Genomic DNA, 14,447 nt, shown 5'->3' with positions numbered 1-14,447 from the left:
TAATAAAACACAATATGGGCGAGGTCATAATTCGCGAAATCCAACCAAAGGACAATGCCGCTGTGGCAAGTGTAGTTCGCCAAGTTTTGGTGGATTTGGGAGTGCCCAAAGTGGGTACCGCTTATGCCGATAAGGCATTGGATGATATGTATGGGGCTTATGACGTTCCAAAGGCTACCTATTTTGTTGCTGAAGAGGGAGGCCGCATTATTGGATGCGCAGGAGTAGCCCAATTGGAAAACTTTGATGGCAATGTCTGTGAGCTGCAGAAAATGTACTTGCTGGAAGAAGCCAGGGGTAAAGGCTTGGGTGCCAAGATGATTGACACTTGCTTGGCAAAAGCAAAGGAATTTGGTTTTGAAGCTTGCTATCTGGAAACCATGCCTTACATGAAAGCCGCCCAGAAACTCTATCAAAAAAACGGGTTCCAATATATTGATGGCCCTATGGGCAATACCGGGCACTATTCTTGTCCCGTTTGGATGCTTAAAGAAATGTAGGGTGCTGCTGAAGGAGATCAAGAACATTTTTCACAAAGAATTGGATCCAATATATGCTGCTGAGGAAGTGGACTCCTTTTTTCATCTATGCATAGAGCATTATTTGCACTTGGAACGATTTACTTTGGTTCTTCAACCCGATTTGGTGTTGACCAAAGAGGAGGAAATGCCATTGTTTGAGGCCTTAAGTAAACTGAAATTAGAGGAACCCTTGCAGTATATTTTGGGAACTGCCCATTTCATGGATTTGGATTTCAAAGTCAATGAACATGTACTGATTCCTAGACCGGAGACCGAAGAGTTGGTGGAGTGGGTAATATCGGATTGTCAGGTCGAGCGCAGTCGAGACCTAAGGATATTGGATATTGGTGCAGGAAGTGGTTGTATTGCCATCGCCTTGGCTAAAAAGTTTCCTAATGCCAATGTTTATGCTCTGGATGTGTCTGAACAAGCTATAGAGGTAGCCAAGGAAAACGCTAAGTTGAATGGAGTTGATATTACTTTCATTCATTATGATATCCTTGACCCTGATTTTGAACTTGAACTTGAATTTGATGTGATTGTATCCAATCCGCCCTACGTAAGGGAGTTGGAAAAAGAAGGGATAAAGGACAATGTAAAAAAGTACGAACCGCATGTGGCCTTGTTTGTAGAGGATGAAGACCCTTTACTTTTTTACGAAGCCATTACGCAATTTGCCATTTCGCATCTAGGCAAAAAAGGAAAGCTCTATTTTGAAATCAACCAATATTTGGGCAAGGAGACCCAAGCCCTTTTAGAAGCGCATAATTTTTTGGAAATTGAACTTCGAAAGGACATTTTCGGGAATGACAGAATGCTTAAAGGCCAACTGAATTAATATGGAGAGTGTTGCTGTTTTTTGTGGAAGTAGTGAGGGGAATGACCCTAGAACGATTGAAGCTGCCTTCCAGTTGGGAGAAGTTTTGGCTTCGCAACAAATCCAATTGGTGTATGGTGGTGCTAAAGTTGGGCTGATGGGTCAGGTGGCTGACGGAGCTTTGGGCAAAAATGGGAAAGTAATCGGGGTAATACCGGATTTTCTGAAACGCAAGGAGGTATTTCATCCGCATATTTCAGAATTGATCGTTGTGGAAACCATGCACCAAAGGAAATTAAAAATGCATGAACTTTCAGATGGGTTTATGGCACTTCCAGGGGGTTATGGTACCTTGGAAGAACTTTTTGAAATCATTACTTGGGGACAGTTGGGATTGCACCAAAAACCCATAGGGGTACTAAACTGTGATGGTTTTTTTGATTCCATGCTGCAATTTTTGGATACCATGGTCGCCCAAGGATTTTTAAAGCAAGAAAATAGGGAGATGTTGTTGGTGGATTCCAGTGCGGCAGGGCTTCTGGAGCAAATGAGGAACTATACACCATTGATCACTCCCAAATGGATTGAAAAAGAACAAACGTAAATGAGCATCCAAGAAAAAATAACGGCACTAAGGGAAGAACTCCGTGGGCACAACTACAATTATTATGTATTGGACAAACCCACGATTTCAGATTACGAGTTTGACATTAAACTAAAGGAGCTTCAAAAGTTGGAAGAAGCCCATCCCGAGTTCCACGACCCTACATCCCCAACCCTTCGGGTAGGTGGAGAGGTCACCAAGAATTTTGAGACCATCAAGCATGAACATCGCATGTATTCCCTGGACAATTCCTATTCCAAGGAAGACTTGGAAGACTGGGAAAAGCGCATCCAACGTATTTTGGGAGATGTTGATGTGGAGTTTACCTGTGAGTTGAAGTATGACGGGGCCTCCATTAGCCTTACATATGAAGAAGGGCGGTTGGTACGGGCTGTTACCAGAGGAGATGGATTTCAGGGCGATGATGTGACCATAAATATCAAGACGATCAAATCCGTTCCCTTGCAGCTTAAAGGGGACTATCCCCCCAAATTTGACATCCGCGGGGAGATTATCCTTACCCTAGAGGGCTTCGCCCAGATGAACAAGGAGCGCATAGCAGCAGGGGAAGAACCCTATATGAATCCCAGAAATACAGCTTCGGGGAGCCTCAAGCTTCAGGATAGCGCTTTGGTGGCCCAGCGTCCGCTGGAGTGTTTGCTATACAGTATTGTTGGGAATAATCTGGACATAACAACCCAATATGAGGTACTGGAAAAAGCCCGGGCATGGGGGTTTAAGGTGCCCGCAGTTGCCAAATTGTGCAAAACTACGGATGAGGTGATGCAGTTTGTGGAGCATTGGGATGAAAAACGGCATGATTTGCCATACGAAACGGATGGGGTGGTCATCAAAGTGAATAATCTAAGGCATCAAGAAGAGTTGGGTTATACCGCCAAGGCTCCGCGTTGGGCTATGGCTTACAAATTTAAGGCGGAACAGGTATCTACCGTACTTAATGAAATCACCTATCAAGTAGGTCGAACAGGAGCCATAACCCCAGTGGCCAACTTGGAACCTGTTTTGTTGGCCGGAACCACGGTTAAAAGGGCGTCCTTGCACAATGCCGATCAGATTGAGAAACTGGACATCCGTGAAGGGGATACTGTATTTGTGGAAAAAGGGGGTGAGATCATTCCGAAAATTATAGCGGTAGACCTAGCTCAACGACCTAAAGATTTGGTTCCAACCCAGTATATTCAAAATTGTCCGGAGTGCAATACTCCATTGATTCGCAAGGAAGGTGAAGCGCAACATTTTTGTCCCAATGATACCGGTTGTCCTACCCAAATCACAGGAAGAATCCAACATTTTATTTCCCGTAAGGCCATGGATATTGAAGGTTTGGGAGGTGAGACCGTGGAACTCCTCTTTAAAGAGGGCTTGATAGCCAATTATGCCGATCTCTATGTCTTGACCAAGGAACAAATAATGCCCCTGGAGCGCATGGCAGAGAAATCTGCAGAGAATTTGGTGAATGGGGTAGCTGCTTCCAAAAGTATTCCATTTGAAAGGGTATTGTTTGGCTTGGGAATCAGGTATGTAGGGGAGACTGTGGCCAAAAAATTGGCCAAGGCCTATAAAAATATCGATGCCTTGATAGCTGCTTCTGAAGAAGAGCTGGTAGCTGTGGATGAGATTGGCGGGCGTATAGCCGAAAGTGTGGTTCAGTTTTTTGGAAATCCGGATAATGTGGAAATTGTGGACAGGTTAAAATCCTACGGATTACAATTCTCGTTATCCGAAGAGCAGCTCGAAAATCAATCTGAAAAATTAAAGGGACAGACCTTTGTGGTTTCGGGAGTGTTCGAGTCCATAGGTCGTACCGAGCTTAAAAAACTCATTGAGGATAATGGGGGGAAAGTGGCATCCTCTATTTCTTCCAAAACCAGTTTTTTGGTTGCTGGCGCCAATATGGGGCCAAGTAAAAAGACCAAGGCCGAGAATTTGGGCGTGCCTATCATTTCAGAGCAAGAATTTTTGTCCAAATTGGCATAGGGGATATGGACTATCAAGATTTTCTACAAACTTTAAGTGGGCTAAACCCACCCAAGGATTGGTCTTTACCCCTACGGTCGCTTTGGTATGATGCCAAAGGTGATTGGGAATCTTCACATAACATAGCCCAAGATTTGCACACAGCAATGGGAAGTTGGATCCATGCTTATCTGCACCGGAAGGAGGGAGACGAATGGAATGCGGGCTATTGGTACCGACAAGCTGGCAAACCTTTTCCAGATTACAGTTTAGAGGAGGAATTAAAGGATTTGGTCGTTACTAATTTGAGTCCATAAAAAAAAGCCAGCATTGCGCTGGCCTCTTTTTTGAATTAGCTATCAATAATTTTACTGCCTATAAACCTTTAATACTTCAGAACTTCCGTTATCATAAGTGAGTTGGAGAAAGTAAAGTCCTGATCGACCCCTGAAACCAGATAGATCTATGCTGGCTTCGGTACCGCCTCCAATCCTTGATTTCGGCACATTGTATTTTGAACCTGCCATATCCGTTAAAATGGCGCTACGGACAGAGCGACCTTCGAGCAAGGTTACGTTGATGGAACTTGTAAAGGGGTTTGGGTAAATGGCCACCACATTATCACCTTCTGTTACCAACCCATCTCCTCCATCGTCATTGTTATTGCTCCTGTCTTCCATTACTTCGCGGTTCACTTGCCCATTCCAGCCCATATCGTCAAAAATGGAAAGGACTATTGAACCAGGCTCGTCAAAAGCAAGACCACGGAATAAAAAGGGAACCATCAACCCTTCTTCACCACCGGCATAGGTAAGAAAATCCATGTGCGAATAACTGGATCCAGGTAGCCATATATCGGTCAAACCAGGAATGTCTCCAAAGACGGCGGAATCCAATATGGTAAAGAGTTGCGCTCCTTTTCCGTTAGTGGCTTTTTTAATTCGTGGGCCTTTGGCTGTTAGAGGCCCGGAAAGCAATAGATCTCCCAGTTCCGTGGTGAAATTTCCATATCGGTTTTCTTTTAAGATGGATTTCCCATCAGCCGAATTGGCCAAACGATCATAAATGGCCGGATAAACCGGATTGGGGATGCCAAATCCGTAGTCTCCAATGCCTGTGGTATTATCCACGAACATGGAACCGAAAAAGCCCAGACCATGACCCAATTCGTGAAGGACCACGGTCCTAAAATCGAAGTCCCCGGGAGGCGTGTTGCCATCCGTGCCATAGTACCAATTTGGAAAAACGGTGCTAAAGTTGGCCACAATGTCATAAAGGGTTGGTGATAGATCTTCGCCAGTTAATTTGTCTGCGAGGGCATTGCCATACCAGGTTTCCCTTTCTAAACCGGGAGTGTTGGCGTAGATACGTGTAGGTCCAGCAGAGCCCAAAACTCCAGGGTCCAAAGGCTGAAAAAGTGCTGCCACAAAAATGGGCACATCAGAAGAAAGATGGGCGGCCCAGATATCCACTGCAGATTGAAAGGCAATGGCTGCCTCCAAAAAATCGGCCTCGGACAATTCGGGATCTAGATTAAAATAATCCACAAATATGGTGGCCCCAGAAGGCGTTTTTTTGGAACTGGAAGCGGATTTGGTGTTGCCATTAATGGTTATACCTCCTTTTGCATTCCCCATATGGTGATGGGCTGCTGCCACTGCATTATCACTATGCATGGTGCAGGCAATCTCACCTTTGTCGTTGACCGTTAACTGGCTGACTGGTCCTGGAAGTGCTCGGGATTCTTGTCCAACCGCTAGGTGGGAAGTTAAAAACAAGCATAAACTAAGTAGGAAAACGATGGATTTGGGGTGTGGGGTAATTTTCTTTTCTTTCATAATTATGTGTTAGAGTTCGCACTCAAAATACAATAAAATGTTAAAAAACTAACAATTTTGTTAAAAAAATCGATGAGTTAAACCTTCATGGATTCTCAAGTTTCTTTTCGCTCCATCAACCCAAAACCCCCATCCGTCAATTGAAAATGGGTCTCTGTCAAATGGCACCTTATAATAAGGTGTCTATTCCGCATGTTTGCTGGGTAAACTATAAAAACCCAAAAAATGAAATTGCAGAATCTTATTTTAATGTTATTGACGACGGCTGTTTTGTTCTCTTGTAAAAAAGATGATGGTGTCGAACCGGCCAACGAAGCTCCGCAGATCACCACTACCTCCATAGACGCACCGGAAGATACCGAGGCTGGGACCACATTTGCCACCATTCAGGCTACCGACCCGGAAGGCGATGATTATTTCTTTTCCCTGGATGCCTCCGAGACCATGTTCCAAATTACGGCAGACGGAGGGTTGCAGCTTAAGACCGGGCAACAATTTGATCGTGCCACGGCATCCCAGCATACGGTAAATGTAACCGTAACGGATGAACATGCGGCCGAATCTGAGTCGACTGTGACCATTAATGTAACGGAAGCAGAAGAGGAGGTCAATCAAGCGCCTGATATGGATCCACAGGAGTTTAATGTTTTGGAGAGCGCCACTCCAACAGATGTCATTTTGACAATAGATGCCCAGGATTTGGATGAAGACCCGCTTACCTTTGAAATTACTGTAGATGACGATGAACTTTTTCAGATTGATGCTGCGACTGGGGAGGTAAAACTTAGGGAAGGACAAACCTTGGATTTTGAGGCCCAGGAACAACATGTGTTTACCGTACGCTCTTGGGATGGAATATCAGCCACAGAGGCCCAAATGACCGTTAGTGTTCAGAACATTATAGATTTACCTTTAAACAAGGAAAAATCTTCCTTTGTTACCACTTGGACCGTGGAAGCAGGTGAAACAGTTTTCGTGGGAACAGCGGAAGGGGGATTATACAACTACAAAATTGAGTGGGGTGATGGAACTGTTGAGGACAAGGTAGGTAGTGACCCTCCATCGCACCAATTTGGGAATGCTGGCACCTTCACCATTGCAATCAATGGGCAATTTCCTGGTTTTGTGATGGCTAACAGTCCGGCTTCTGCCAGTAAACTTACAAGTATGGAACAATGGGGAACCAATACTTGGACGGATTTGGCCGGAGCGTTCTATGGCTGCGTAAATATGGAGTATAAAGCTACAGATGCACCAGACCTTACCCAAGTGACCGACTTGACAAGTATGTTTGAAGATGCTACTTCCTTTAATGCAGATTTAGATAATTGGAATGTCGAAAACATTACCAATATGAAGGACATGTTCAGTGGAACTTCATTATTTAATGGTGACATCAGTAACTGGGATGTCAGTAAGGTCGAGAATATGTCTTATATGTTTGATGAGGCGATTTCCTTTAATCAAGACGTTGGCGACTGGGTTGTGATTGCCGTTACTAATATGTCCTTTATGTTTTATGGAGCTGAGGCTTTTGACCAAGATTTAAATGATTGGGTGGTAAGTAAGGTTGAGAATATGTCATATATGTTTGACTCCGCTATCGTGTTCAATCAGAATTTAGGTGGATGGAACATAAACAATGTAAACAATATGGCGCACATGCTGGACGGCTCAGGAATGTCAAGGGACAACTATGATGCTAGCCTAATTGGATGGGCGAACAACCCTAATACGCCTGATGCCATTACGTTAGGAGCTGCGGGATTGTATCATTGTTTTGCATTTGAAGCGGTTGACTTTTTAGATAATACCAAAGAATGGTTTATTGAAGATAAAGGAATTGATCCAGAGTGTAACTTGTAGCGAAGAACAAAGACAGCCCTTTGCTACCGCTAGATTACATCTAGTGGTTGGGTAAACAAGAAAAGGAAGATATGCTAAGAAGAACAAAGCCCAAATTTTTGACACATCCCTGATTTCATCGTACTGAAATTCTTCCCTTCTCAAAAAGGGAGCACATTGTTCCCCGCTTGAGAGGGGCAGGGGTGTGTTGTGCCCGATACACCCCGAATTTCATTAGGGACATTTGAACTGACGAAAAGATAAAAACTAAACGGTAATACTCACCCCATTCCCAGAAACATTCTTATCGGAATCAAAATAGAAATCTATACGGCCTAAATTAAGTCCGTAAGCCCCAACTTGGTTTACCAAGACAGAGTCGCCGTTTAGGTTAGTACGTACTTCGGGTTTATCCAAAAAGGTATGGGTATGTCCGCCAATGATCAAATTAGTGTGGTGGGTGTTCTGTGCAAGCCTGATATCCGAGGGTCGCTGGGGATTCTCATAATCGTATCCCAAATGAGAAAGGCAAACAATCAAGTCGCAGTTGTCCTCTTCTTTCAACTTTCGTTCTAGATCCAGGGCAGTTTCATAAGGGTTTAAATAGACTGTTTCCTTGTACAAGCGTTTGGTCACCAGTCCATCCAAAGCAATACCGAGTCCGTAGACCCCAATTTTAATACCATCCAGTTGGTATATGTTATACGGTTTCACAAAACCATCCAGTACGGTATTGGAAAAATCGTAGTTGGCAGAAAGCAAATCAAATGTACCGTTCGGAATCTGCGCCAAAAGCCCATCCACTCCGTTGTCAAAATCGTGGTTGCCAATGGTGGCAGCATCGTACTTGAGCTTGCTCATCAACTTAAATTCCAGTTCCCCACCGTAGAAATTAAAGTATGGGGTACCTTGAAAAATATCCCCGGCATCAAAAAGGAGTGTATTGGGATTTTCATTTCGGATTTGTTCTACCAAAGTGGCCCTACGGGCAACACCTCCCAAATTGGCGTACCGGCCATCGGTGCTTGGGAAAGGATCAATATGGCTGTGCACATCATTGGTGTGCAAAATGGTGATATGTTTTCTGCCCAATGCCGAACAGGAATTAAGTCCAAACCCTCCCAGTCCAACCAAGGTGGAGGCAGCTGCCGTCTGACTTAGAAAATCTCGTCTTTTCATCTAGTTTAATTGAATAAATCGGTCATCCACTTGGGCGGTCACGGTATCTATCTTTTTCAAATGGTCAATAATGGCATTTCTTACCAAATAACCCGTATCATGCACAGAGACCATATCACTAAAAAAACCAATACTGGGGCCGCCCTGCACCAAATAGTCCGAGGTGGCCACATGATAGTTTTTGTTTTCGTCAAAAGGGCTTCCGTTGATGTTCACGGATTCCAAATGCCCTGTTTTGTCCAAAGTAATCTGCATACCGGCAATGGCATGTATACGGGAGGAATTGATTAAAAAACTGATCAGTTTTCGCATAGCAGTACCATCCAGTTCCACTACCGAGATATAATTTTCGAAGGGCATGACTTCGAAAGCATGTCTAGCGCTTACGTTCCCTGCCGAAATTATGGAGCGGATACCGCCACGGTTCATGATGACAAAGTCCAGTTCTTTTCCCGTTTGCTTCTGGAAAAGGGGAGCGGTTTCTTCCAAAAGTACATCGGCCATAAAATTGCCCATGGAGGTATTTCGGGGACCATCATCCAAATTAATGTCTTCAGGAGCAAAGGCCAAGGTACTGTCCAAAACCTCATTGATTCGGGTTCTGTAAGGGGTTACAAAGGATGCAATGGAATCTACTGGAGCAAGAATACTGTCTATGGGAACTTGTTTTCCGTCAATTTTTGAAAGCTGGGGTTTTTCCTGATTACAGGAAACCAAAATACAAATTGTTAAGAATAAAACAATTTGTTTGATTTTTAAAACACTCACTGGCGTATCTTTGTTTTAAGGAGTCAAGGTAGATTAATTACCTTTGTAAAAATGCATAAAAATAATGTTTTTAAAAGGGCTCCAGGATAAATTTAAAGTTAAATCGGGACAAAAATACCTGCAGGATGAAATGCAGAAGCCCGCTACCATTGTGGAGCGGAGCAAGGGCGTTAGTAGCATTGGCTGCATTGTGGATGTGGACAATTTTGGAAATGCAGAGGTGTTTTATGAGTTGATAGACGAGTACGAACTTAGGCCTAATGCCATTAAAATCATTGGCTATAAAAGGGAGTATGACAAAAACTCGCCCTATGCCATTCAAATTTTTTCCGACAAGGATTTAGGTTGGAAGGGCCAAATTGAAAATGGATATGTGCTGGAGTTTTTGGGAAGGGAGTACGATTTGTTGCTGAATTATTATCAAGAAGATAATTTAATGATGAAACTCCTCTCCGTGAAAACCCAAGCCCGACTCAAAGTTGGATTTGGAACCTTAGATCCCAAGATCAACGATTTAATCTTAAATACGTCCTTAAACGATTTTGACTTGTTCAAAAGTGAATTAAAGAAATATTTAAAGGTTTTAAAAGAATTGTAATGGAGCAATTATTGGGCACGGGAGTGGCGTTGGTTACCCCGTTCAAAGAAGATTTTTCAGTAGATACCGTTGCCTTGGAGCGTGTGGTGGAACATTGTATTCAGGGAGGCATTGATTATTTGGTGGCCTTGGGCACCACGGCGGAATCGGCTACTTTGTCCAAAGCTGAAAAGCAACTGGTCGCTGATGTGGTCGTTCGTGCCAATGCAGGAAGGTTACCATTGGTTTTGGGTGTTGGTGGAAACAACACCGCTGCTGTTGTGGAGGAACTCAGAACTTTGGACCTTTCGGAATTCACGGCCATATTATCTGTATCGCCCTACTACAATAGGCCGACCCAAGAAGGGATTTACCAGCATTTTAAGGCTATTGGTGCGGCATCTCCAGTACCAATTGTAATGTACAATGTGCCCGCAAGGACAGGTAGCAATATGTTACCGGAAACCACGGTAAGGTTAGCAAAGGATGTTCCCAATATTGTGGCCATCAAGGAAGCCTGTGGAGATATGGTCCAGATTGACCAGATCATTAAGGAAAAACCAGATGACTTTTTGGTGATTTCGGGGGACGATTTCACAGCTTTGCCCACCGTTTTGGCAGGAGGTTCTGGAGTAATTTCTGTTTTGGGCCAAGGGTTACCGGGAGGTTTCTCTAAAATGATTGAGCAGGGGTTACAGGGTAAATCAGATAGGGCCTATGAATTGCACCATGCACTTTTACCGGCAATGCAGCTTATTTTTGAAGAAGGCAATCCAGCGGGGATCAAGAGTATTTTTGAGTCCTTGGGACTTTGTTCTGCCGTAGTGCGTTTGCCATTGGTTGAGGCTTCTCTAGGCTTAAAAAACAGAATTGCCGCCTATCTGAAGTCGCACAACAAGGTGTATGCCTAAGCTGCGTTAAAACTTAGCCAAAACCTTGGCAGGAAGCTGCACGGACACTTATTTTTGGAAGTGGATTTCTATTTTTTAAATCCATTGATTATCACTAATTTTGCAAAATGTTTTTGAAAATGAGGTCGATTCTTCCTTTATTCTTTGCCATTATTTTGTTTTCATCCTGCAGTGAGTACCAAAAAGTGCTTAAAAATGAGGATGTTAAGGCTAAATATGATTTGGCCCAGAAGTACTATGACGAAGGGGATTATAAAAGGGCAAAAAGATTGTTTGAGCAGATTGCACCCCGATATGTGGGCAAACCACAAGGAGAGCGGGTAATGTTCTTTTTTGCAGACTCTTATTTCAAAACAAAAGATTATTACCTATCCGGATACCAGTTTGAACGATTTATAAAATCATATCCTAGAAGTGATAAGATTCAGGAAGCTACATTTTTAGGAGCAAAGAGTTATTATGAATTATCTCCGGCTTATTCGCTGGATCAAACGGATACGGATAAGGCTTTGGCCAAACTACAGACCTTTATCAACACCTATCCGGAGTCGGAATTTTTTGAAGAGGCTAATGACATGGCCAAGGAGTTGACCTCCAAAAAGGAAAGAAAGCAAATTGAGATAGCCAAGCAGTTCAATAAGTTAGGGAAATTCAACTATCCCATCTTGATATCGGCCATTACCGCCCTGGATAATTTTATTTCTGATAACCCAGGATCCATTTACAGGGAAGAGGCACTCTATTACAGAATTGAGGCGGCCACCAATTTGGCGGTTAATAGTACAGATAACAAAAAGCAGGAACGTCTGGAAGATGCGTTGTCAGCGTATAACAATTTGTTCCGTTATTTTCCTGAGACCCGATTTAAAAAGAAAGCGGACGAACTGTCCCAGAAAATACAGAAAGAGTTGAGTGTGTACTCCAACTCCAAATAACATTTTAAACTATCGTAAATGCAAGATTTGAAAAACACCAAAGCTCCCGTTTCTACCGTGACCCACAACAGGAACGAATTTGATGGGAAAACGGACAACATTTATGAAGCCATTTCCATCGCGTCCAAGCGTGCTATCCAAATCAATTCTGAAATAAAGAAGGAATTGTTGGAAAAGTTGGAGGAATTTGCCACCTACAGCGATAGCTTGGAAGAAGTCTTTGAAAACAAGGAGCAGATAGAAGTTTCCAAGTTTTACGAAAAGCTACCAAAGCCACATGCTTTGGCGGTAATGGAATGGTTGGAAGACAAAATCTACTACAGAAACACAGAGAAAGACGCCTAAGAAATGCTTAGCGGTAAAAACATTCTTTTGGGCGTAACCGGGGGAATTGCCGCATACAAGACCACATTTCTTGTTAGGTTACTTATAAAAGCTGGCGCCAGGGTCAAAGTTGTAATGACCCAGAGTGCTGGCTCTTTTGTTTCTCCCCTTACCTTGTCCACCTTGTCCAAGAATCCTGTGCTGATGGATTTCGTAAACGAGGAGGATGGAAGTTTATCTTGGAACAATCATGTGGAATTGGGCTTGTGGGCTGACCTTATGATCATTGCCCCAGCTACCGCCAATACACTTTCCAAAATGTCCCAGGGCATTTGTGACAATCTATTGTTGGCGACCTATCTTTCAGCCAAGTGTCCAGTCTTTTTTGCTCCTGCCATGGATTTGGACATGTACAAACACCCGTCTACAGCAACCTCTTTGGAAAAGCTGACTTCCTTTGGAAACACAATGATTCCAGCCGAATCTGGAGAATTGGCCAGTGGACTGCATGGAGAAGGACGAATGGCGGAACCGGAAAACATACTTGCGTTTATCCAAAATGAATTATCCCTAGGCTTGCCCCTCAGCGGAAAGAAAGTTTTGATCACGGCTGGCCCTACCCATGAACCCTTTGACCCTGTCCGATTTTTGGGCAATCGTTCCTCCGGAACCATGGGATTTGAATTGGCTAAAAAGGCAGCTAATTTGGGAGCAAACGTCATTTTGGTGTCTGGGCCTACCAACCTAACCGTGGAGCAGGATTCCATTCGGCTGATTCGAATTACTTCGGCCCAGGAAATGTACGACACCTGTCACCAGCATTTTGATGAGGTGGATGTAGCAATTGCGGCCGCTGCAGTGGCAGATTATCGACCTAAACATGTGGCAAAGGAAAAAATGAAAAAGAAGGATGGGGACCTGCAAATTGAACTGGAACGAAACCCAGACATTCTTTTATCACTTGGTGAGCGTAAGGACAAACAGTTTTTGGTAGGCTTCGCCCTGGAAACGGAAAACGAGCTTGAAAATGCCAAAGGTAAGCTCCAACGAAAAAATTTGGATGCCATAGTGCTTAATTCCCTTAAGGACGATGGTGCAGGTTTTGGTGGCAGCACCAATAAAATTACTTTTATCGATAAGAATTCCGGGATTAAAACGTTTGCATTGAAGACGAAGCCCGAAGTTGCTTCGGACATTTGGGAAGAAATTATCTCCAGAATCCATGCATAGGATCATTATACTTGTTTTTTTGTTTTCAATTGCACAAATCTCTTTGGCGCAAGAACTCAATTGCACTATAACGGTTAACTCGGACCAAGTAGGTCAGACCAACCAGCAGATATTTAGGACTTTGGAACGTTCACTAAACGATTTTGTGAACAAAAACAAGTGGACCAATCGCGTGTATCGGGAGAATGAACGTGTCAGTGCCAGGATGTTCATTACGGTTACCCAATATGAATCGGACCGATTTGAGGCCAACATCCAAATTCAATCTTCCCGACCTGTATTCAATACATCCTATGAAAGTCCCATCTTCAATTATAAGGATGATGCTTTCAACTTCCAGTACCAGGAATTTCAGCCTTTGGTATTCAATGAGAACGTCTTTGATTCCAACTTGATAGGCGTTATCACCTATTATGTGTATGTGATTTTAGGCTTGGATGCTGATACCTTTTCCTTGGAAGGTGGGGATGAAATGTTTCGAAAAGCACAGAATATTGTCACGCAGGCACAAGGCTCAAATTTCTCGGGTTGGAACCAAGAAACTGGGGAGCGTTCCCGATTTGAGCTGGTGGACAATTTGATGAGCAATTCCTTTAGGGAATATCGGATTGCCATGTACAACTACCATAGAAAGGGTTTGGATATTCTTGGGGACAACAATAGCACTGGCAAACAGGTAATTGCTGGAAGCATGCGCTTGTTTGAAACCTTGATCAAACGAAGACCCAATGCTTTTTTGATCCAAACTTTTTTTGACGCCAAGTCCGAAGAAATTAGAAACATCTTCTCTGATGGCCCCAAGGTGGACATTGTAAAACTCAAGGAAACCTTGAATCGGGTGGCACCATTTTATTCCAATATCTGGAACGAAATAAATTACTAGTCCATTTCTCCAAAGAGCTATATCTTTACGGGGAAAAT

The 14,447-nt window shown here is 43.5% G+C and carries 15 protein-coding genes; 12 read left to right on the top strand and 3 right to left on the bottom strand.

Going from position 1 to position 14,447, the window contains the following annotated elements; all coding sequences use genetic code 11:
• Positions 1-14 precede the first annotated feature (14 nt).
• From ACRHOZ_RS01595 to ACRHOZ_RS01575, 5 genes are read left to right on the top strand one after another with little or no spacing between them, the layout of a single operon-like run.
• Complete coding sequence (locus ACRHOZ_RS01595) at positions 15-500, top strand: GNAT family N-acetyltransferase (protein ID WP_431121603.1); 486 nt, start codon at positions 15-17, stop codon at positions 498-500.
• A gap of 1 nt (position 501) precedes the next feature.
• Positions 502-1,359, top strand: coding sequence for a peptide chain release factor N(5)-glutamine methyltransferase (gene prmC / locus ACRHOZ_RS01590; RefSeq protein ID WP_431121601.1), 858 nt, complete (start codon positions 502-504; stop codon positions 1,357-1,359).
• A gap of 1 nt (position 1,360) precedes the next feature.
• Complete coding sequence (locus ACRHOZ_RS01585; RefSeq protein ID WP_431121599.1) at positions 1,361-1,942, top strand: TIGR00730 family Rossman fold protein; 582 nt, start codon at positions 1,361-1,363, stop codon at positions 1,940-1,942.
• A complete protein-coding gene (gene ligA, locus ACRHOZ_RS01580) occupies positions 1,943-3,940 on the top strand; it encodes an NAD-dependent DNA ligase LigA (protein WP_431121597.1) in 1,998 nt (665 codons plus the stop codon). It abuts the gene before it with no gap.
• 5 nt (positions 3,941-3,945) lie between these two features.
• A complete protein-coding gene (locus ACRHOZ_RS01575) occupies positions 3,946-4,236 on the top strand; it encodes a hypothetical protein (protein ID WP_431121595.1) in 291 nt (96 codons plus the stop codon).
• Positions 4,237-4,287: 51 nt separating this feature from the next.
• Here ACRHOZ_RS01575 and ACRHOZ_RS01570 read toward each other — a convergent pair whose 3' ends face one another.
• Positions 4,288-5,757: a T9SS type A sorting domain-containing protein gene (locus ACRHOZ_RS01570; RefSeq protein ID WP_431121593.1), complete on the bottom strand. Its 1,470-nt coding sequence runs from the start codon at positions 5,755-5,757 to the stop codon at positions 4,288-4,290.
• Positions 5,758-5,982: 225 nt separating this feature from the next.
• Here ACRHOZ_RS01570 and ACRHOZ_RS01565 point away from each other — a divergent pair, with 225 nt between their 5' ends.
• Complete coding sequence (locus ACRHOZ_RS01565) at positions 5,983-7,623, top strand: BspA family leucine-rich repeat surface protein (protein WP_431121591.1); 1,641 nt, start codon at positions 5,983-5,985, stop codon at positions 7,621-7,623.
• Positions 7,624-7,869: 246 nt separating this feature from the next.
• Here ACRHOZ_RS01565 and ACRHOZ_RS01560 read toward each other — a convergent pair whose 3' ends face one another.
• Positions 7,870-8,781, bottom strand: coding sequence for a metallophosphatase (locus ACRHOZ_RS01560; protein WP_431121589.1), 912 nt, complete (start codon positions 8,779-8,781; stop codon positions 7,870-7,872).
• The gene (locus ACRHOZ_RS01555) at positions 8,782-9,498 is read right to left on the bottom strand and encodes a 5'-nucleotidase C-terminal domain-containing protein (RefSeq protein WP_431121587.1); all 717 of its coding nucleotides are present in this window, start codon (positions 9,496-9,498) and stop codon (positions 8,782-8,784) included.
• A gap of 115 nt (positions 9,499-9,613) precedes the next feature.
• Between ACRHOZ_RS01555 and ACRHOZ_RS01550 the strand changes: the two genes are divergently transcribed.
• The 6 genes from ACRHOZ_RS01550 (at position 9,614) to ACRHOZ_RS01525 (ending at position 14,409) form a co-directional block, all read left to right on the top strand.
• A complete protein-coding gene (locus ACRHOZ_RS01550; RefSeq protein WP_431121585.1) occupies positions 9,614-10,147 on the top strand; it encodes a DUF6913 domain-containing protein in 534 nt (177 codons plus the stop codon).
• On the top strand, positions 10,147-11,037 hold the full coding sequence (gene dapA, locus ACRHOZ_RS01545; RefSeq protein WP_431121583.1) for a 4-hydroxy-tetrahydrodipicolinate synthase: 891 nt from the start codon (positions 10,147-10,149) through the stop codon (positions 11,035-11,037). Before ACRHOZ_RS01550 ends, dapA begins: the two co-directional genes overlap by 1 nt.
• A gap of 107 nt (positions 11,038-11,144) precedes the next feature.
• The gene (locus tag ACRHOZ_RS01540) at positions 11,145-11,972 is read left to right on the top strand and encodes an outer membrane protein assembly factor BamD (RefSeq protein ID WP_431121581.1); all 828 of its coding nucleotides are present in this window, start codon (positions 11,145-11,147) and stop codon (positions 11,970-11,972) included.
• Positions 11,973-11,990: 18 nt separating this feature from the next.
• A complete protein-coding gene (locus ACRHOZ_RS01535; RefSeq protein WP_431121579.1) occupies positions 11,991-12,317 on the top strand; it encodes a DNA-directed RNA polymerase subunit omega in 327 nt (108 codons plus the stop codon).
• A gap of 3 nt (positions 12,318-12,320) precedes the next feature.
• Positions 12,321-13,526: a bifunctional phosphopantothenoylcysteine decarboxylase/phosphopantothenate--cysteine ligase CoaBC gene (gene coaBC / locus ACRHOZ_RS01530; protein WP_431121577.1), complete on the top strand. Its 1,206-nt coding sequence runs from the start codon at positions 12,321-12,323 to the stop codon at positions 13,524-13,526.
• Positions 13,519-14,409, top strand: coding sequence for a DUF4835 family protein (locus ACRHOZ_RS01525; RefSeq protein WP_431121575.1), 891 nt, complete (start codon positions 13,519-13,521; stop codon positions 14,407-14,409). Before coaBC ends, ACRHOZ_RS01525 begins: the two co-directional genes overlap by 8 nt.
• Positions 14,410-14,447 lie beyond the last annotated feature (38 nt).

It is taken from the genome of Flagellimonas flava (assembly GCF_050617915.1).
Taxonomy (GTDB): domain Bacteria; phylum Bacteroidota; class Bacteroidia; order Flavobacteriales; family Flavobacteriaceae; genus Flagellimonas; species Flagellimonas flava_A.
This window is presented reverse-complemented; position numbering and strand designations above follow the sequence as displayed.

What these genes read in the sequence shown, in the direction of transcription:
- ACRHOZ_RS01595 (WP_431121603.1), top strand. Translation starts at nt 15, where the DNA reads ATGGGCGAGGTCATAATTCGCGAAATCCAACCAAAGGACAATGCCGCT.
- ACRHOZ_RS01585 (WP_431121599.1), top strand. Translation starts at nt 1,361, where the DNA reads ATGGAGAGTGTTGCTGTTTTTTGTGGAAGTAGTGAGGGGAATGACCCT.
- ligA (WP_431121597.1), top strand. Translation starts at nt 1,943, where the DNA reads ATGAGCATCCAAGAAAAAATAACGGCACTAAGGGAAGAACTCCGTGGG.
- ACRHOZ_RS01575 (WP_431121595.1), top strand. Translation starts at nt 3,946, where the DNA reads ATGGACTATCAAGATTTTCTACAAACTTTAAGTGGGCTAAACCCACCC.
- ACRHOZ_RS01570 (WP_431121593.1), bottom strand. Translation starts at nt 5,757, where the DNA reads ATGAAAGAAAAGAAAATTACCCCACACCCCAAATCCATCGTTTTCCTA.
- ACRHOZ_RS01565 (WP_431121591.1), top strand. Translation starts at nt 5,983, where the DNA reads ATGAAATTGCAGAATCTTATTTTAATGTTATTGACGACGGCTGTTTTG.
- ACRHOZ_RS01560 (WP_431121589.1), bottom strand. Translation starts at nt 8,781, where the DNA reads ATGAAAAGACGAGATTTTCTAAGTCAGACGGCAGCTGCCTCCACCTTG.
- ACRHOZ_RS01550 (WP_431121585.1), top strand. Translation starts at nt 9,614, where the DNA reads ATGTTTTTAAAAGGGCTCCAGGATAAATTTAAAGTTAAATCGGGACAA.
- dapA (WP_431121583.1), top strand. Translation starts at nt 10,147, where the DNA reads ATGGAGCAATTATTGGGCACGGGAGTGGCGTTGGTTACCCCGTTCAAA.
- ACRHOZ_RS01540 (WP_431121581.1), top strand. Translation starts at nt 11,145, where the DNA reads ATGTTTTTGAAAATGAGGTCGATTCTTCCTTTATTCTTTGCCATTATT.
- ACRHOZ_RS01535 (WP_431121579.1), top strand. Translation starts at nt 11,991, where the DNA reads ATGCAAGATTTGAAAAACACCAAAGCTCCCGTTTCTACCGTGACCCAC.
- coaBC (WP_431121577.1), top strand. Translation starts at nt 12,321, where the DNA reads ATGCTTAGCGGTAAAAACATTCTTTTGGGCGTAACCGGGGGAATTGCC.
- ACRHOZ_RS01525 (WP_431121575.1), top strand. Translation starts at nt 13,519, where the DNA reads ATGCATAGGATCATTATACTTGTTTTTTTGTTTTCAATTGCACAAATC.